Here is a 21,770-nt window from a genome sequence, read left to right on the forward strand (position 1 = left end):
ATATTTTAGTTTAAATGTTTATTAATCAGTGTTTTAAGTTCGTTTTCTTTCATGATGGCATGATGATCTGTGTCCTCAATGCCAAATGCTTCACAATGTGATAAACGTGTTGACCATCCCTCTACAGCCGTAAAATCGCTGGCGTAAATTAGCCGAGCACTGGATGCAGAAGGAATACAGGTATGGGCTGAAAATAATGCATGGTTATGGCTCAATATCTGCCACTGCATCTGTAAATCCATCAAGGTAAACGCTTCAGAGACTAGGTGTTGTGTCACACACAACTGATGAAGCATCGCCAGACGTTGCTCGTGATCCAAATGCTGTACATCTTCAACGGCAATGCCATCCAGCGACACCCCAAGTTCTTCGGCAAAAGCACCTAACCGCTGTAATTCACTTTGTTCAATATTTCTATTTAGTTCAGGAACATATGAATCAATCATGGTCAGACTAAGTACTTTTTCTTGTGCCAACCTTTGCATGGTGTGACCAATTACTCCACCCATCGACCAACCGATCAGATGATAATTCGGGTGCTCGATATCAGCCTCAAGCAAAGACAGATAATGCGTGGCCAGCGCAGTGATCGATCTAAATTGCAAGGTAGTGGATTGCAGCCCGTAAATAGGTGCATTCGTTTCCAATTCAGAAACCAATTGTGCATAGCAAGTCAACTGACCACCCACAGGGTGAATAAACACAATCGGGGGTTGTTGGTCATCGCCTTCACGCAAACACACAAGTTGTTTAAGGTCACCATAACTATCCATTGCATCCACTTTTGCCGCCAGTGAACTCAACGTTTGCTGCTGGAAAACATCTAGTGCATTGAGCTGCACATTGAACGTCTTTTTAATTGCTCGGACTAGCGCGACCGCTTGTAATGAGTTACCACCTAGCTCAAAGAACGACGACCCCTTAAACAGCAGCGTATCCGTCGGTAGCCTTAATACTGCTTGCCACACCTCTGCTAACTTGCACTCCGTCGCAGTGCTTAAACTGTCCCCAGATGGCTCAACCTCGACTTGTGGTAATGCAGAAATATCCAGTTTGCCGTTGCGAGTAACAGGCCAGTGTGTCATGGCAATATATTGTTGAGGTACCATGTAGCTTGGTAATTTCGTACTTAATGTAGCGCTCAACTCAGTACTATCAAGTACTTCAGATACACCTTGTACATATGCCACAAGCATAGGAGTACCACTTGCTAAATAACTAATCATCACATGTGCCCTTACGACATCAGGCAAAGCGAAAAGATGCTGCTCTATTTCAGCCAATTCAATCCGATAGCCATTTAGTTTCACTTGAGAGTCAACACGACCTATGTAGTGCAAAATACCATCTGAAAAACGCACGATATCGCCTGTTTTGTATAAACGAGCATGGCATGATTGGTGGTAACCAAACGGGTTATCAATAAAGCAGCTGGAAGTTAGCTCAGGTTTACCTAAATACCCTTCTGCAACACCTTCACCACTGATATACAACTCCCCCCTCATTCCTTCAGCGACTAATCTTTGATGATCATCAAGCACATACAAACGAGTATTAGATAACGGCAAACCTAAATGTGGACAGGAGCCTGAGATTTCAGCAACCGTTGCATTGACGGTACATTCTGTTGGACCATAAACGTTCAATGCTGTCCGATCATGCAGGTGCTGCCACTTAACCAAACGCTGCCAAAGTGATTCAGAGATGGCTTCACCGCCTATGATAAGGTTTGGTAATTGCGCATCTAGGTCTTCGTCCAGCCACATTTCGACTAAGCTTGGCGTACAATCCAATACCGTCACGTTATTGTCGCTAAGGTATTCGCCCAGTTGTTGTGGTTGTAACTTAAGGGTTTCTGGTATCGGTGTTAACGCCATTCCAGCTATCAGCTGCAATAGCCCCTGCAACGACGCATCAAAGACATAATTAGCATTCCATCCCCAGTTTTGTTCACCTTGGCATATTGGCCAACGTTGCATCTCTTCCATCAATGAAACTGCATTGCGGTGCGATACCATGACACCTTTCGGTTGCCCTGTAGTACCTGAGGTGTATATCACATAGGCAAGATCCTCTGCCGACACGATAACGGGAGCAACTTCCCCTGCGACTTGTGCTACTTCTAGCATATTGACGGTGGTGCTTGGGCACTGAGCGCTATCAAAACTCGTCTGATAAGCAGGCTGTGAAATCAGCAGACTGGCTTTAGCATCAGCTAGCACAAAATCTATCCGCTCTTGCGGCGCGCTTGGGTCTAGCGGCAAGTAAGCTGCGCCAGCAGTCATAATGGCTAACAAAGCAACAACCATCTCATCACTTTTGTCCATCTGCACAGCGACAACCTGTCCACGCTCAATACCATGAACTGTCTGAAGCACTTGCGCACACTTTGCTACCCGCGATGCCAATGCTTGAAAGCTCCAACTTTGATCCTGCCAGTGAAGCGCGATGTTAGTTGCGTGCTTTGCTACAGTATCTGACCAACATGTGACCAAACTCTCGGCAACAACATGCTGCGTCGAGTCTAGCGGATTCAACTTAGCGAGTAGTGCCGTGGTTTGAGCTTTGTTACAAAGCGTCAACGCACTCATTGGTAAAGTCATGATATCGCGCTGCGAATTGCCTTTTACCAACGCGCGTAACAACTGCATCATCTGCTCGGACAATCGCTCAATACTCGATGCTTTAAATAGACTGGTGTCGTATACCCAATTAACAGTTAACTGGTGGTCAGACAGCTCAAAATGAACATCTAAATCAAACTTGGTTGTGATCTTCCCATCCGTTAGCGAGGTAAACTCAACACCTGATAAAGCCTCTATCGAGTCTGCTTTATCAAACCGGAAGCTATCTTCTCCATCCGTAGTTAACATTATCTGGAATACTGGGCTTATCGCTGCGGAGCGATTCACATTAAGCGCATCAACTACTAAATCGAAAGGCACCAAATTATGTGATTGTGCGGCAATATTGACGTCACGTATGTGAGCTAAATACTCTCCAAGAGTCGCAAAGTCGGTGTGCGCCGTTAGTGCAATGGTATTTACAAATAGTCCAATTAAATCAGCTAGCTTTTGATCATGCCTACCAGCCACCGGCGCGCCAATTACGCACTGAGATTCACGGCCATGTTGTGCAACAACAATCGACAACGCTGCATGTGCCAACATAAATGGGGTTAGATTATGCGTGCCGATAAAATCCTTTAACGCCAACGCTTCTGCCTTTGCAAGCACCTGCGTTACAACCGCTCCGGCTTGCTGTTTAATTTTCGGTCGAGGAAAATCCAAGGTAATACCATGCTCTGCTGGTGCATCCTTAAGACACTCCTGCCAGTGTTCAAGCGATGCTAAGCAGCTCTCACTGGTCAAATATGTTTGCTGCCACACAGCATAATCCGTGTAATTAAGCGCATTATGTGGCAAGTTCGGCTTCTTACCTTCTTGCTCACCACGGTAGAGTTCGGCGAACTCGTTAAACAAGATGTTCATCGACCAACCATCGGTAGCAATATGATGCAAGCACAATAGTAAGGTACCCGAATTTTGCGCAGCACCATCAATGTAAGCCACGCGTATCAGCGGAGAACTGGTGAGATCAAATGATTCATTCAACTCACTTTGCACTCTCATTAACTCATCAGCATAGTGTTCTGCACTGGTATGGTAGTGAGCAATGGTAAATGCTGAAATTGGCTGAACCTGCTGTATCTCGCCTTCATCGGTTTCATGGTAAGACGTTCTTAAGACTTCGTGACGCTGAAGCAGGCTTAAAAACGCGCGTTCGGCTGAATCAATGTTAAAATCACCGCGAACTTCAAACTGATAATTTAGATTATATTGCGCACTACCATTACCAAGTTGGTCGATAAACCACATTCTGCGCTGTGCTGCCGACAAGGGATAACCCTGCTCCGAATTTGGCGCTTTGGTGACGCTAAATAAGCTAGTGGTATGCTGATATTGCGCGACTAATTCGGTAAATTGAGCCAGTGTAGGCGCTTCAAATAAACATTGCACAGGCACTTCAGATTGTGCAGCGTGATGAATTTTGTGTACGACATTCATCGCCAGTAGCGAATGGCCGCCGAGTTCAAAGAAATTACTTTCCATGCCAATGTGCTCTGGCGCAAGTTGTAGAGCAACAGCCCAAATATTGGCAACTACTCTCGCTAGAGCGCTAGAGGGTGGTGTCAGTTTCGTAGCCGTATTACTTTGCTCTCGCACCAGGCGGGCACGATCTATTTTGCCATTTGCGGTGAGTGGCATCGCTTCTAAAAGTACAATCTGAGCCGGGAGCATATGTAAGGGCAAGCACGGAGTAAGTGCCTGTTTAATCGCCTCAACACTCTGTACCTGATGGCAGGTTACATAAGCAATCAAGCTTTTTTGCCCACTCTCAGTTTCGACTTGTACTGCGGCCTCTTTGATATCGGTTAGATTTGTTAGCGCTTGTTCTATTTCACCGATCTCGATACGAAATCCGCGGATCTTTACCTGATTATCGGTTCTGCCGATATAACAAACATTGCCATTTTCATCCCATTTAACCATGTCGCCGGTGCGATAAAGTCGCTCACTCGTAATTGAATCGACATAGACAAAACGCTCTGCTGTCATATCAGGTTTGTTTAAGTACCCTCTGGCAAGTCCTATTCCGCTTAAGTACAGCTCACCAACAACGCCAACGGCACTGCGTTGCTGCTCTGAATCCAAGATATAACAACCCGTACCTGAGATTGCCTTACCGATTGGATATTGAACACTCCCTACTTCTTCAATTTCATAGTAAGTACTAAATGTCGTATTTTCGGTCGGTCCATAAATATTCAATAAACGCGTGGGCTTACCATAAGCTAACGCGCGATCAATAGTATATTTATCGAGTTTCTCGCCACCAACCATGACATTATTTAGTGAGGCAAATGCATCTGGACGAATAGCAATGATTTGATTAAATAGCGCCACAGTGATGAACACTGTGGAAATGTTCATGCGACGCACTTCATCTGCAAAGCGGTTGGCATCAAGCAAGCAAGCCTTATCCATCCCATACAATGTCGCACCGTTTGCCAATGCTCCCCAAATCTCAAATGTGGCGGCGTCAAATGCGGTATTGGAAATGAATAAGATATTTTCAGCTGAACTCAATGAAACATAATTAGGGTTGTGTACTAATCGCTCAATACCTAAGTGTTCAACCATCACCCCCTTTGGTTTACCTGTCGATCCAGAGGTGTAAATAATGTAGGCAAGATCATCGCCACAGGTAGTTAAATCAAGATTAGTACCACTGTGAGTTCCAATTTCAGCTTCAATTTCTAGCGCATCAACTGCCGCGATAGCAATCTCATACTGCTCAAAAATGGGTGCTAACGCTGTCGTAGTCAGCACTTGCTCAAGCGCCGTATCTTCGATCATATATTGCAGCCTAGCCGCAGGATAATCGGGATCTAGAGGGACGTAAACCGCGCCAGCTTTGACAATCGCGAGCATGGCAATCACGAGCTCCGTAGAGCGTTCGAATGTCACGCCAATGAATGCACCTTTACTTACACCTTGGCTTTGTAGGTATCTTGCTAATTGATTCGCTCGGGTATTTACTTCTCCATAACTCAGGGTATTACTGGCGACACAAATAGCTGGTTTATCTGGGTTGCTACCTGCCCAATGCTCTACATAGCTATGAATAGGTAAATTATTTCCCTGATATGCAGCGGATTGCTCCCATTCTTGTATCTGAGCAAGTTCGGCATCATCAATCAGCACAAGTTGCTCTATAGGAGTATCGATATTGTCAGCAATTTGCTTGCAAATGGTCTGTAACTGGCGGGTCATTCTCGCGACGGTTTCGGCCTTAAACAGGTTAGTGTCAAATGAAAAGCTCACTTGAATGCCATCAACTGTGTCAACGATGTTTATTTGGATATCGTATTTTGCGCTTAGCTCTGCTGAGTCAAACGATTGCAACACGACCTCTCCCGCCAATGGGATCTCTGCCTCTGCGCTAATATCTAGATTATTCTGTACGAGCGCGATTTGAAACAGCGGATGATAACCATTGCTACGCTCTGGTTTTAACGCCTCAACTAAATATTCAAATGGAATATCCTGATGCTCAAGCGCAGATTCATTCACTTGTTTGGCTGCCGACAACAGCTGGGCAAATGACTGCTTTGAGTCTAGGCGTAAGCGCAACACTAAGTTGTTAATAAAGCAGCCAAACGTTTTTTCTAGTTCTTTTTGCTTTCTACCCGCCACTGGCGTGCCCACGACAACGTCGTCATTACCTGCGTAGCGCCCCAGTACCACCGAAATAGCGGCATGAAACAACACAAATAATGATGTTTGCCGTGTTGTCGCCAACGCTTTTAGTTTGCGACTTAAAGAAGCTGATAACTGGGCAACTCTAAAGTCACTTTTACCACCGGTAGAAGCCGGTCGTGAAAAGTCCAATGGGATATTATGAACGCTCGGCAAATCCTGCAATTGAGTTAGCCAGTAGGTCTTTGATCCCTCCACATTATCACTACGTAGCATCTCAGATTGCCAGTTAGCATAATCGGCATATTGCACTGCAACGTCGGGAAGCTGTGGCGCAATACCATGAAATAAAGCGTTATAAATATGCTTGAATTCATCAAGTAGCAATGTCATTGACCAGCCATCAGCAGCAATATGATGGACATTGAAGAACAAAATACCCCGCTCTGGAGATTGCCTTAAAAAACCACCTCGAAGCATAAGGTCATGTTCAAGATCAAAAGGCCTGTCAGCATCCTTACGTACAAACTCAAGTGCAAGCGCCTCGCTTTCTGCAGCTGATAAATGACTATAATCTTCAATAATAAAGTCAACATCGCCCGCTTCACGTACCGTTTGCACCAGCTGTTCGCCTTGATAATGTACAACGGTGCGCAATGCTTCATGACGAGCAACTATCATTTGCATTGTCTGACGAGCCATAAGCTCGTCAAACTCTCCAACTACGTGCACGCCATTTGGCATATTGTAAGTCGCCGTAGCATCTGACATCTGCTGTGATAACCAAATTCGGCGTTGTGCAGAAGAAACGGGCAGAAGCCCATTTCTGTCTACTGGCGTAATACGATAACGCTGCCGTTCACCTTCTAGCGCAGCAAACCGCTGAATATATGTAATCAGAGCTGTTTTGTTTTCCTTAAGCATCGCTATGAGTTCAGGGATCAGGTTACTCTTATCGCCAGTGATATTCAGGCTCTGGCCGTCCGTAGACAGCCTGAGGCCCAAAGTAGAGCACTGTTCAATGATGTGCTCTACACTCATATCACCATCCTTTCGTCATCATCACGCGCGACGCTGCTAGACATTACTAACTTTTGTTTCTCATAGAGCTCGCACTGTTCAGCAAGTGCTTGAATAGTTGGGTTTTCCATTAGCACTTTTAATGGTATTTCAATGCTAAGTTGCTCGCGGCAGGCACTCGCAACTCGGATCCCCAATAGAGAGTGGCCGCCGATAGCGAAGAAGTTGTCGTCCATGCTGATAGACTCTTTGCCCAATAAGTCCTGCCAAATGGTTTGTAAACGCGCTTCCATCTCTGATCTTGGCGCAATGTAGTCATCAATCACTTCTTCAAGCTCAATGCTAAGTAGCGCTTTGCGATCCTGCTTACCATTTTTCGTTAACGGGATTTCTTCAACTTCAATGATGGTGGCAGCAACCATGTAAGCAGGAAGTTTTGCTTTCATCCAATCACTGAGTCTATTTTGGTTTACATCTGCACCTGCCACGTAAGCGACTAGCTGTTCATCTTTAACGAGTACTGCGGCATCAGTCACGCCCGCATCTTCCAAAATAACAGACTCAATTTCGTTTAGTTCGATACGATAACCACGTAACTTAACTTGGAAGTCACTGCGTCCGAGGTATTCAATAGTGCCATCTGCCAGCCAACGTCCTAAGTCACCCGTTTTGTAGATACGACCAAAAGTAGCAGACTCGATGAAACGCTCTTCAGTTAACACATCATTGTTAAAGTAGCCACGAGCAACCCCTTCACCACCAATGTATATTTCACCTTTTGCGCCAGCCGCTAACGGTGCTAGTGCATCATTCAAAATATAAGTCTGGCAATTCGGCAATGGACGCCCAATATTTGGTACAGACTCAGCGGTAATATCAGAGAAAGTCGCGTTAACAGTACATTCTGTAGGCCCATAGACGTTGAGCGCAAAACGTTGATGCTCAGAAGCATGTGATGCCACTTTTTGCCATAATTCAGAGCTGATAGCCTCACCACCGATTAATAAATTCGGCAATGCAACTCCCTGCTCATTGGCTTCACGAAGCACTAAATCAACTAATGCAGGGGTGGTATCGAGTACGTCGATTTTATTTTCGGTAAGGTAACTAAGTAACTTGCTTGGATCCTTTCGCAATTCATCTTTTAGTAGATTAAGCTCCACACCAAAAGCCAACTGAGTCAGAGCCTGAACAGAAGCATCGAAAATCATCGGCGCGTTCCATGCCCAGCGATATTGACCTGAAACCCCACGCTCAGACAACAGCAGCTTCATGCTGTTTGCAAGATTCACCAAGTTACCGTGTTGAACTGCCACGCCCTTTGGCTTACCAGTTGAGCCTGATGTATATAACACGTAAGCCAATTGCTCAGCTGACAAGTTGATATCGTCGACACTGATCTCACCAGTTGCCACTAACTGTGTGTGATCGATAGTCAGAGTCTGACAATTGATGTCTTTGAATTTATCGTTGTAATGAGACTGAGCAACAACGATATGTAGTCCAGTGTCAGCAATGATGTATTCGATGCGATCATTAGGTGCTCCAGCATCTAGTGGGACATATGCGCCACCCGCGTGCATCACAGCTAGTTGGGCAATTAGCTGTTCGATACTGCGGTCGACACAAATACCAACAGGAGACTCAGTTACCACGCCTAGCGCTGTTAATTGCTGAGAAAACTCACTGACTTTCGCTGCAAGCTCACCATAACTAATGGCTTCATCTTCAACTCGTAACGCGATTGCATCTGGGTTTTGTTTTGCGAATTCAAAAATCGACTTAATCAGATTGGTTTTGTTTTCAAAGGTACGTTCATTCGCATTTTGCCAAGGTTGTAGAGTACCTTCTGTGACACCAGAAATTGTCGAGATTTTCTCGTCTCCATTAGCGATAGCATTTGCTAGCAGCGCTTCAAATGATTGAGCAAAGTTCTCCATAGTATGTGCATCGAACAGCTCTGATTTATATTGCCAAGCCAGAACTAGCTTCCCTTCTTCCACCGCAGCACTTAGTGAGATATCGAAGTTAACCACGTCAACACCTGAGAGGATTTCTTCCGGATCCGACATTTCTAAACCAGGGAGCTGGAACGTACCACTATCATGGTTTTGTAGTACAAACCACAGCTGGAACATAGGTTGATGACTGCTACTACGCTCAGGATTCAGGTCTTCAACAAGTGCATCAAACGGAAGATGCTGATGTTCAAATGCTTCTAATAGCGTAGTTCTATTGCTGGCGATAAGTTCATTGAAACTTGGATTACCTGACAAGTCAGTACGTAGCACTAGGTTGTTTAGGAAGAAGCCAATGAGTGGTTCAACGTTTTGGTGAATACGACCTGCGACTGGCGTCCCCATAACGACATCTTCTTCGGCGCTCCACTGACCAACCAATAAGGCATAAATCGTTTGCAGCGCCATAAACTGTGTTACGCCCTGTTGTTGGCAGTATGTATCTAGTTTTTTCGTTAGCGCGACACTCAATTCACGGCGCAATGAATTACCTAAAAAGCCTTGCTGTGCTGGGCGACTACGGTCTAGTGGTAGGCTGTGTGTTGCTGGTAGGTCTTTTAACTGTTCGCGCCAGTAACCCACTTCATTTTCAAATACTTCACCTTGTAGCCATTGACGTTGCCAGTGTGCATAGTCCTTATATTGTACTTCCAACTCAACTAACGGATTCGGTTTGCCTTGACTGTACGCGGTATATACTTCCAAGAACTCTTTGACTAACACACCAAGAGACCAACCATCTGAAGCAATGTGATGCATGTTAAACAACACATAATGCTCAGATCCTGACGCTTTAATTAACTGAACTCGCAGCATAGTGTCGTTTTGCAGATCGAATGGCTTTAATGCATCTTGCTCTGCCAACGAACGGATCTCGTCGTACAGGTCATCTCCTTGCAAGTGAGTGAAATCAATAATGGTCACCGCACTATCAACCTGATCTCGGATCACCTGTTCACATTTGTCGTTCGTTTCTTTGTATACAGTACGTAAAATCTCATGGCGCTCAATCACGGCATCGATCGTAGCAATGAAAGCTGCTTGGTTAAGGCTGCCATCTAGCTTAAATGCAGCAGACATATTGTACTGTGCAGAGCCTTGCTCAATACGGTCAATAATCCAAAGGCGCTGTTGAGCAAAAGATAGCGGAATAGGTCCATCAATCACCGCACGCTTGAGTTTTTGTTTTTCAACAGCACTTTTCTGTGCTGAAAATTTATTAATGAACTCAATAAGCTGCGCTTTATTTTCTCGTAAAATAGTGATCATTTCATTGTTCAATCCGCCTTTTGGCGCATCGATTTGCAAGTTGCCGTTCTCTACAGAGAGTCGAACTCCTTGCTCAAGACATTGATTTATTATTGTTTGTGTGTTCATGGTTATTTCCTTAAAGTTTGCGGCGAAGTAGTAGCTGTCATCGTTGGACTGGCCATACTTTGATTGTTAAAAATGGATGAGATTAGTTCTGCCAATTGGCTAACAGAGGGACCACTGGCAAATGTCGACACATTTAGTCCCAAGTTAAAATGCTGTTCACAAGATGAACATAAACCCTGTACTTGTAATGGATTACCTCCTAATTCGTAGAACCCTGCATCGACTTTGACTTGGTCTTTTTTTAGTAACGATGCATAAATATCATGCAAAATATCTATAATGCGTTCGCGCAGTTGTATGGCTTTGCTTTGAGTCTGTGCAAGACTGCCAACATGCTGAGTTGACGCTGATAGCTGGTTAAGTTTGATTAAGCGGAACTCTTCAAAAAGCGCGTTGACTGCTATCACTTTGGCACCTGATGTTGCTTGATATTGCGCTAGGGTTTCAGTCAGATGTGTATCCACCTCTGTACCATTGATAAGCAGATCCGTTGTGTGACTAAACGTAAGCCCAGTTTGACTGTGCATTAAATTTAAGTACCCAGGCGTCAGCTCAATCAGGTTTACTTGTTGAGATGCTAAGTAATTATTCAATTCAGTAATTGAGTATCGTGTCTTGGTGTCAACGATATGTAATTCAAAGCCAATACTCATTAAACATAGCGCCATGACAGAGCAATCGAAGGACACTGATGCATTCCAAATAAACTTATTACTGTGGCTCTGCTGTGGCTGTAGCTCATTGGTGAGCTTGCCCGATAGCATGACGAGATCGTGTTGTGTTAGTGCTATTTCGTTATCGGAACCCGGATACAAAATACAAATAGGCTGAATCGATAACTTTGCTTCTGGCTCAAGAAATCCTGTCGGTACCTTAAAAGCCAGCGCTTCTGTTGTATCCAACACTTTCACCGGTGTATCAGCTAAGAATGATCCTAAATGACGCTGCGTAACCGCGAATTCCAGGTTAAAACGTTCGATTGCTTCATCTATCGTCTGCGTATCACTATCTGGATCTAATACGATAAAGGTGATACCACTGAATAAGCAGGCCATCTGAGTGACTAATAAAGCCAAACCATGTTCTAAACAAACCCCTACCGAATAACCTGGTTTTACGCCATGAGCATCTAAATAAGCGCGCATGCGTCTAACTTTGGCAAACAGGGCTTGCTGAGCAACTGTTTGTCCTTCGTTTACCACTGCCGTTGACTGAGGACTGGCGGTAGCATTTGCGACTACTCGTGCAGCAAACACTCCTTGCTCAACGATTGGCACTTCAATATTTTGTGAGGACATTTGTGTCAAAGGAGTTAACGTGTCAGACCCTTCAAGGAACCATTGCAAAATAGCCTTAAAGCGCGCGGCGTATTGCGCTACCGTATCGACGTTAAACAACTCAGGGCGGTACTCCCAATCCAGTGTTAATGTGCTTTCCTGTTCGTATACCGACAATGAAAGATCGAAGTTAACGCTAGGAGTATGAGGCTCCACCAGCTCAACTTTTAAATTATCCAACGTCATCGGGTTGAATTGTTGACTGTGGTAAACAAACCAAAGCTGAAAGATTGGGTTGTAACTTTGGTTGCGTTCGGGATTTAATCGCTCTACCAATAGTTCAAAGGGAACATCCTGATTATCAAAAGCAGACATCACAGACTGTTTGGACTCGGCCAATAAGTCTTCAAGGGGTCGACCAAAATCGATCCTATTGCGAAGTACTATTGAATTAGTGAAACACCCTATTAACCCTTCGATATCAGGATGATTTCTACCCGCTACAGGTGTGCCAATGAGAATATCGCTTTCGCCGCTTTGCTCTGCGATTAAAAGGGCATACACGAGCTGTAGCACCATAAACGGCGTCATGTCTTTACGCTGGCAAAAAGCCTGTAACTGTGAACGCATTTGGCTATCAATAGTCAACTTGTAGCTACGCCCTTCAAATGAAGGTTGTGCTGGTCGAGGATAATCCAACGGTAAGCCATGCACCTGTGGATGATCAGCCAAAAAGTCAAGCCAATGCTCTAATTGCGCATCCAGTAAACCGTCCTGAATGTTTTGATGTTGCCAATGCGCATAATCTTTGTATTGAATATCCAGAGTCGGCAGTTCAGCGGCTTCATTTCTCAACACACTGCGATAAAGCATCTTAAGCTCTTCGGTTAAGATGTTGATAGACCATCCATCTGCGGCAATATGGTGCAAAGTCAGTAGTAAAAAGTGATGTTCCGGCGCAGTTTTAATAATTTTGGCGCGAATTTTTAACCCCACATCGAGTTGAAAAGGCATATTCGCTTCGGCTTCAACAAAATGTTCAACACTGGACATCACATCTTGTTTACCCGAGAGGTCTATCATTGGCACATCAAAGCTATAGTCTTCGAGCACGTATTGCTTAGCCGTATAATCGTCATCGATTAACACTGTGCGTAACACTTCATGACGGCTAACTAGCTGCGCTAACGCATTCCGTAATGCACTAACCTGCAATGCCCCGGTAATGGAAAATACTCCAGGCATATTGTATTGCGCCGTGCCATAACTGAGCTTATCAATCACCCACATTGACAGTTGAGAGCGCGATAAAGGATGTCCACGTTCGATGTCCGACTTAGTCAGATTGCGAGTCGCCGGACTATATGATTGATCTTCCAACATCGCATCGACTTTGCTCGCCAACTGCCGAATCGTTGGCAGTTCAAAGATGCAAGCAAGAGGCAGATCCACTTGTAATCTTTGCCTTATCTGACCAAACATCTTCATGGCTAATAAAGAGTGGCCGCCCAGCTCAAAGAAATTATGCGTCACGCTGATTGCATCTCGCTCAAATAGCGACTGCCAAATCGTGCTTAACAAATGCTCGGTGTCAGTTGTTGCTGCGAGAAACTCAATTTCTCGATGTGCAGGTTCAGGCAGCGCTTTACGGTCTACCTTGCCACTAGAAGTCAATGGAAATGCATTCATTTCGGTGTAAAAGTGAGGAACCATAAAGTTAGGTAACTCAGCTGCAAGCGCAGTACGTATGGCCTCAACATCAAGTGCAGCACTAGACTCCATGATGACATACGCAGCCAGCTTTACATCACTACCTCGCTCACCATGCGTGGTCACCACCGCCTGCTTAATGCCAGTCAGTTGCGATAGCTTTTCTTCAATTTCCCCCAACTCAATACGATAACCACGGATTTTCACCTGATGATCGATACGACCTAAATACTCAATCTCACCGGAGCGATGTAAAGTGACTAAGTCCCCTGTTCGGTAAAGTCGCTCGTTGGCTACAGCAGGTATGTGCACAAACTGAGTAGCGGTAATATCAGGTCGACCTATATATTCAAGCGCAAGACCATCGCCCGCAATACATAGCTCACCACTCACACCAACCGGAGCTAGTTGCCCTCGAGTATCGACAACAAAATGACGGTAATTAGGAAGTGATCTTGATAACCGGCAACTTGGTATACCATCTTTGTCGCTATGCACCTCTTCAACCAAAGAGTACACGGTTGCTTCCGTTGGCCCATAACCGTTAATAACTCGTTTCGATCGCAACAGCATTTGCTCTGCAAGTGCTGGATAAAGCGGCTCACCACCAGTGACCAATGTCGCTTGAGCATTTCCTTGCCAACCAGCCTCAACTAAGGCTTGCCACATCGTTGGAGTACACTGGAATAAGTTGTACTCACATGTATTTGCAAACGCTGCGAGTTTAAGTGCATCCTTACCTATCTGATGTCCAACCAACGTGACTTTGCCACCAACAACCAAAGGTGCAAATATTTCCAAAGTCGAAATATCAAACCCTATCGTTGTTGTTGCTAAACAATGACATGCTTCTGTAAGTTCAAGGCGCGCGACCATGCCACCAATGAGGTTGTCTAAACTACGTTGAGCAATCAATGCGCCTTTAGGACGACCCGTAGACCCTGAAGTGTATAAAATATAAGCACCCACAGCTTCACGTTCTGTCAAAAAGCTAAGGCTATGCTGCCTTGGCGCCTCAATATCGGCGGTTAATTGGTCAATAAGTAACGTACGTTTTGCATCAATCGGAGTCGTTTTCGATACCTGCGTATCAGTCACCAACAGCGCAGCCTGACTATCAGTAAACATAAAAGTCAGACGATCAAGCGGATAAGAAGGGTCTAGCGGTACATAGGTTAAGCCTATAGATAAGCAAGCTAATAACGTTGCAACCATATTCTCATTGCGATCGAGGCATAACCCTACACGATCACCAGATTGGAGCCCTTGTGACGTTAAAATTTCAGCTATTTGCACCGCTTTTTCGCTTAATTCGCGATAAGTCCAAGTAGATTCACCAACAACTAGCGCAATACTATTTGGGCGGTCTGTTACTTGCTGATTAAAACGTTGCACTAGGCTACTACTGTCACACGCTTCCGAGCTGCCGTTTAGCGTTTGATAAGCCTGATAGTCCTGCTCATTGAAAAAGTTAAAGCCTGAGATCTGCTGCTCTGGGTTGTGACGTATAGCTTCCAAAATAGCAAACAGACGTTCGAATATGACTGCCACATCAGATTCATCAAAAAATGCGCGATTTGCTTCAATCTGTAAAATCACATCTTGATGGTCGCCATATTCACAAAGATTGAATAACAAAGGGGTGGTTTCCACACCAGGAGGGATAAACTCTGATTCGGCGTCTATCTGTCCGTCTGCATATTTATAATCTAGCTTTTGATAATTGAACTGGACATCGAATAAGCGCTCAAGGTCTGGCTTCAACTGACGAGCGTGCTCAACAATTTTACTTACCGGATATTTCTTAAACTTTGAGACATCTCGCATTTGCGCGCGGATCTCACTCGCAAGGTCAGCCATGGTCCACTGTTGATCGATGCCAAAACGCATTGGTAAAACAGAGACTATGCCGCCAATTGCTCGCATGGTGGCTTTATCACGGTTGTGAAACGGTAAAGCCAAAATAATGTCAGATGTATGATATTGAAGGTTTAAATAACATGAGATAGCTGCCATAAACAGATGATGTATACGGACTCCCATGTTTTTTGCCAGTTCAGATAGGCTAGTATAATCAGCCTGAGCAATCGCATACTGGCTCAAAAAGCTCTCATGCATCAGGGGGGTATTTAGCTGCTTGGGAACAAACATTCTATCTGGCAATTGGCTGCTGAACTTTTGCTGCCAGAAGTCTGCTGTTGCAGCACTAATATCCACATTGTGATTCATATAATCGACAACGTGCTCAAACTGCGTCAGCTGGATAGGCTCAACAACGCTGTTTCCATCTTTCTGTGCCAAATAATATCTAAATAACGTATCAAACCAGTTGCTGTAACCAAATCCATCGGTAATCAAGTGATGCGCAATCGGTACATACCAATACTCATCGCTCGTTAATCTGAGCAAGAAGGTTTTATATAAACCTGGTTCAGATAAATCAAAAGGCTGCATTAGCTGTGTTTTTACAAACAGCTTCGCTTGTTCTTTCGCATCAGAAGCGGCACTAAAGTCAAGATATTCGAACTTACACGCAACTTCAGCGCGACACTGAACTGGTTGACCCATCTGTTCTTGGAAATAGAGGTGAAAAACATCGTTTTCAGCCACAAGTTGCGCCATAGCCTGTTGAAAGGAGGCCACACAAATAGGCTCTTTAATTGTTATCACTCCACCAATGTTATAGTTTGGTGAGCTTGGATATCGTTTTTGATCCAGATAAATATCGAGTTGTGCAGATGTCAGCATCATACCCTTATCCTCTGTGAGTTTATTATTGTTTTTCATGGCTTATTCCTTAGACTCAGCGGGGAGTAGCTTGAGCGAGTAAACGGTTTCCTGCGGCAAAAATGGCGAGAACACCCCTTTTTGCCAGTCGTCATGCCCCGCCATCCAGTATGGCGACATTGGATTGGACGCTTGACCTACAGGCATATGAAAGAATCCACTTTGCTCTTCACCTGGTGTCACCCCCATTCTCATCGAGGCACCGAAGCTTTGTTCCTGCACTAGGGGCATGTTGATATCTCCGTCCGCACCGTATTCTGGGATATTAAAGAACCTCCCAATGAGTGGCAGAGCACCAGCGACAGGATGAGAAATAGCAACTTTGTTGTAGTCACCCCATTTGGCATTCGCTATCGAGCCATGAGTGTTATTAAAGTGGTCATTCAAAAAAGTCAGAGCATCGGCATACAAAGCTTGCCAAGACTCAAAATGTGTATTTAAAAGGTGATCTGGGTGTTCATTGACTAACTTCCATAGTGGCCCTTCCCACTGACTGGTTAAGCTGAAGTAGTCAAAAACATTTAGGTCGGGATTACTTTCATTAACTCCACTCAGAATGCCGCTAAAAACTCGGCGTGCGACCTGAGTTCTGAATGCTCTCACCAACAAATAACCGGTGGAGTCTTTAAGTGCTTTACCATTCCAGTTATTGACAATTTTTCGGTATTCGGCCAATTCAGGATATTTGGCCATGAACTCTTCATTCATAATAGACAGCAGCAGATACTGCCAACGCTGGAGAAATATTGCGCGACTATCGAGCTGTGTACGCAACATCTGGGCTTCACTAGGCTCATGCATCACTCTGAGACCGTTATGAATTTGCTGCGCTCTCGCGCCAAGGGCGTAGTTTTCGCGACCAATAATATCTAGTTCATCACCTGAAACGACTCGTGCATTAGCAGTAAAAATAAAACCCGATTTAGGATTAACACGTTTCGGATATTTATCTGTCGTTAAGTACCCGGACCAGTCATATTCTTTATCGTCATAGTCGATGGGAGCCCATACTGAATGGGCTCTCTTTGGTAATGCTCCCAACATCGTCCAGCCAATATTCCCTTGCTCATCACCCACCACTACATTGAGATGCGTCATATGCGTGTTATTGAATAAAGGCAGCGCGGTATCAACGCTAGATGCACGCTCAACCTCCAATAACCCTAAGTTGACTGCAGAGGATGAATGGGCGACCCAACGTAAAACCAATAAATCGCCATTCTGTTCACGTTCAACGACAGGTCCGTAAGGAGTGACATCAACGACATATTCCACAGGCTCAGCGTCCTTAACATCAATGCGCTGTGTAATATGTGTGACTAGTTCTTGGCCTTTATCTGCAGGGATCCGCAGCAAATCAGACCAATCTCCCATAGAGTTAGTGAAACCCCAGGCTATATGCGTATTACTGCCCGCAATCATCAGTGGTAGACCGGGTAAGGAAACACCGGTTAATTTGCGGTCTTCATCCGCTTCGTGCCACGAAAAGCCAACTCGATACCAAATATTGGGAACATTGAGGTTTAAGTGCATATCATTGGCAACTAAAGCCTTGCCGGATTTTGTATTTGTACCCGACACAGCCCAATTATTACTGCCAGCAACTGAAGGGCTATCTTGTAACGCCATTGTATATAAAGAATCAGCTTGCTCATGCAACGCAAGAATGTCTTGACTGGTGTCAGTAGCACTTTTTAGTGAGTAAACTTCAGCACTAGGAATAGATATAGCGGCAAGATGTTGTGTATCTAATGGTTGATCCCAAGAAGTACCCAGCGGCACCAGAAAGTCAACCAGTGCCTGTGGTAAGTTTTGTCGTAACTTATTTAGATAAAGTGTATTACGGTAATCATGGCCTTGCATCTCCATAAACATGGCAAAAGAGACTAAAAATGAGTCCTCCGCTTGCCAAAGATTTGGTGATGCCTGTAACAAAGTATATTCAAATGGGGTACTGTCTAGCTTTTCAAGCCCAGCATTTACACCTTCAACATAGGCATCAAGTAGTGCTTTGTGTCTAACATCTAAACTTTCATAAGCTTGTCGTGCAGACTTTCTGAATTGATGCAGTCTAGCTTCCTTGTCAGCACTAACAAAAGACTCACCAAAAAGTGCACTAAGTTCACCAGCAGCCTTTCGACGCAGGTAATCCATTTGAAAAAAGCGCTCTTGAGCATGTAAGAAGCCCATTGCTCGAGATACATCCATTCTTGTCTGTGCAATAATGGATGGCACACCGCTTCTGTCTCTGTCTATAACAACCTCATTTTCAACATGAGGAAGATTAACTTCACCATTTAATAAAGGCAGAGCAGAATTCAGTCGATCCCATAACCAATAACTAGCGCAACTGGTTATTACCATAGTTGATAGGCCACTAAATAATAGTGCCTTCTTTATAGTGCTATGTTTTCTTTCTATGCTCATCTTCGCTTTCCAATACCTGTTCCTTGTGCACGACACACGGTGAACAAAACTAAACTAGCCAAGATAATTGAATAATCAGCACAGAAAGACAAAACACTTCCCATTATAATGTGTTACATTGGTCGGTAACAAAAAAACACATTAAATAAACACAATACAATCATGAATGGTAATAGTGTTAACAGGGCAATTTGGTTAGAAGATAAACAAATTACAGTTGGTCAATTTCAGATCGATTTCAAAAAAACACGCTTGTATGACAACAACGCCGAGAGTGAAGCCGAACGAGTAATTAAGCTAGAACCCTTAACCATGGAGCTTTTATGCTACCTAGTTAAGCGCCAAGGTGACTATGTAAGCCAAAAAGAGCTGCTTGATCATGTTTGGGATGGACGCATCGTTTCAGATAATGCTATTCGCCGAGTGGTTAAAAAGCTCAGAGATGCGCTAGGTGACGATGTAAAGTCTCCTACTTATATAAAAACCGTACCAAGCAAAGGCTACCTGCTTATTGCCGAAGTAAATATTGAGACGGTCACACAAGGTAACGGCGCTGATCACACCGTTGGCAATATTCAATCCCCTGATAATAAGAACATTAGAAAAACCATTCAAAATCAAGCTAAGTATTTGTTTATATTGCTTATAGTAATATTAATTACTTGCTATGTGGCTTACGCTTATATTTTGAAACCTACTAAAAAGGAAATACAACAAATAAAAGCAGTCACCAGTATGTCAGGTGAAGAGGATTGGGCGGATTACCACAAAGAGTCGGATATGGTCGTCTATTCTCATCGTAAAGACGTGTCGGGTTTTTTTAACTTATACATTAAATCTTTGTCAACCAACGTTACCAAAAGGTTAAGTTCAGGCGAGGCTAATTATTATTCAGCTAAATTCTCTAAAAATGGAAAGAAAATAGCTGCACAAAAACAAAAAGGCAATCATGCAGAACTAGTCATCTTATCGCTAGATGATGCAATGGATGTTTCTAAGGAAGAGGTGATCTACGAGTATGATACATCTCAGCCAAATTTATCCTGGGCTCCAGACGATAGTGCGCTGTACTTTTCCCTGAAAAAGCAATCGGATTATCCAAATACCATCTTTAAGATCGATATTAACAGTAAACGCCTAACTCAGGTAACTTACCCAGACTTTAATCCTTATGGAGATTACTTTTCAGCGATTTCAGGGGATGGATCACGCCTTGGCGTTTTAAGATACTCAAATTATCAACGGACACATTTGATCATTTTAGAATTGGCCTCTGGAAAAGTGCAGAGCAATACCGTACTTGACTTTATACCGCAAAATATCGTTTGGGATGAAAGCGGTTCAGGCCTTTATCTGTCAAATAATAATGAAATCTTCTTTTTTAACGCTCAGAAAAATGAGCTCACCCCCCAAGTGCAAACCGATTTTGGGCTATCTTCAATTTACAGTACCTGCGGAAAACATTGCTTGTTAGTAGGTAAGGAAGAAGAAAATGTGCGTGATATTATTGAAGTTAAGAATCCATTCTTTAACAATAGTATCAACAACTTATTTGAGTTTTCACTTGCGGGTAAAGAGGGACATCCCGATTATCTGGCAGACTCAAATAGCATAGTGTTCCGCTATGAATATGACAATATTCCACAAATCGTTACTTATTCAACATCAGGAAAAATGGAGTTATTAACCGAGTTTACTCAGCATCACAATATAAGCGATCTGGAGTATCACCCGAAGCATCACTCCATACTCGGTATTTTAGACCGCCAACTATTTACCTTAGATATCAATAGCAAACAAATACACTATCTAACCACTCAGTTAGAAAATATTCAAAACCCGAGCTGGAGCAATGATGGACGTTCAATCTACTTCTCACGAAAGGAAGGCAATCAGTTTTGGCTTATCCGCCAAGATGTCAACAGCGGTAAATCAGAACCACTGCTTTCTAATGTAGTCAGTGCAAAAGAGGATCTCAAAGGGCAGTATCTATATTATCAGCGTACTGATGGCCAATTGTATCGAGCACCATTAGACACGATGAAAGAAAGTAAACCGATAGCAAAGCTAGAGTTAGCGTCTAATATTTCTTGGCACCTCACATCTCAATACGTCTATTATTCTGTCTCAAATGGTTATAAGTATGATTTGGTTCGTACAGATTTGAATTCAGGCAAGTCTGAGCGAGCTTCTCTACTGAAATACGCATTCTACGCAAAATTTCAACTCCATCCGAGCGAACAAAAGCTATTGCTACTGCAACGAGCAGCACCGAGTACCGACCTTTACAACGTCTATTTTTAACTCGATACGATAAAGTGTCCTCTGCATCACATATCATTTTGCAGAGGACAACGGGCTAGAACGATCATAGGTGTTAAAACGCCTTTCTTAACCTTTTACTATGTGACCTTAAATAATCCAACTACCGCATGTAAGTATCCACTTGGCAGTAGAGTGTCATTATTACTCTTCCGTTGAATTATCTTCCGGCCAACACTTAGGGAAGTTTGGGCAACTTGGGGTAATAATCTCACCATTTGGGGTACCCGTGGTGTTGGCACCATTCGTGTAATAAGGTTGCTCAGAAGCCTTTACTGGCGCCCATAGAATAAAAAATACTGTGCCGATAAAAAGTGATTTCATTGTTGTTGAGTTTATTTTAGAAAACATATTATATCCTTGTGTAACTTTTGTTTTTAATTATATTTTTTTGTTTCGTAGTGCTTATTCAGTAACATTATCACTACCGAGTGCATCACCTATTACCACTTTTTCAGCATTGGAAATAGGATGTAAGCAATCTCTTCGATGTTATCGTTTTACTCCTTATTTGCGTTGTATTGTGACGTTGATGTTGGAGGAAGAGCCGGCCAACACTTAGGAAAACT

General features: G+C 43.8%; 6 protein-coding genes. 1 reads left to right on the forward strand and 5 read right to left on the reverse strand.

Features of this window, described 5'->3' with window-relative positions; genetic code table 11:
- Positions 1–5: 5 nt before the first annotated feature.
- From JJQ94_RS23850 to JJQ94_RS23865, 4 genes are read right to left on the reverse strand one after another with little or no spacing between them, the layout of a single operon-like run.
- Positions 6–7,304 (reverse strand): non-ribosomal peptide synthetase, encoded by a 7,299-nt coding sequence (locus tag JJQ94_RS23850; protein WP_099030021.1) that lies wholly within the window; start codon positions 7,302–7,304, stop codon positions 6–8.
- Positions 7,301–10,678: a non-ribosomal peptide synthetase gene (locus tag JJQ94_RS23855; RefSeq protein WP_099030022.1), complete on the reverse strand. Its 3,378-nt coding sequence runs from the start codon at positions 10,676–10,678 to the stop codon at positions 7,301–7,303. Before JJQ94_RS23855 ends, JJQ94_RS23850 begins: the two co-directional genes overlap by 4 nt.
- 2 nt (positions 10,679–10,680) lie before the next feature.
- Positions 10,681–16,452, reverse strand: a complete 5,772-nt coding sequence (locus JJQ94_RS23860) for a non-ribosomal peptide synthetase (RefSeq protein WP_099030023.1) — start codon at positions 16,450–16,452, stop codon at positions 10,681–10,683.
- 3 nt (positions 16,453–16,455) lie between these two features.
- Positions 16,456–18,879 carry a penicillin acylase family protein gene (locus JJQ94_RS23865; protein WP_099030024.1) on the reverse strand — a complete coding sequence of 808 codons (2,424 nt, stop codon included), beginning with the start codon at positions 18,877–18,879 and terminating at the stop codon, positions 16,456–16,458.
- Positions 18,880–19,041: 162 nt separating this feature from the next.
- Between JJQ94_RS23865 and JJQ94_RS23870 the strand changes: the two genes are divergently transcribed.
- A complete protein-coding gene (locus JJQ94_RS23870) occupies positions 19,042–21,183 on the forward strand; it encodes a winged helix-turn-helix domain-containing protein (protein ID WP_099030025.1) in 2,142 nt (713 codons plus the stop codon).
- A 162-nt stretch (positions 21,184–21,345) separates the two neighbouring features.
- On the opposite strand, the gene JJQ94_RS23875 is transcribed toward JJQ94_RS23870, so the two are convergent.
- Positions 21,346–21,552 carry a hypothetical protein gene (locus tag JJQ94_RS23875; protein ID WP_099030026.1) on the reverse strand — a complete coding sequence of 69 codons (207 nt, stop codon included), beginning with the start codon at positions 21,550–21,552 and terminating at the stop codon, positions 21,346–21,348.
- Between the last annotated feature and the right edge of the window lie 218 nt (positions 21,553–21,770).

Origin of the sequence: Pseudoalteromonas sp. GCY (assembly GCF_016695175.1) — a bacterium.
In the GTDB taxonomy this organism is placed as follows: domain Bacteria; phylum Pseudomonadota; class Gammaproteobacteria; order Enterobacterales; family Alteromonadaceae; genus Pseudoalteromonas.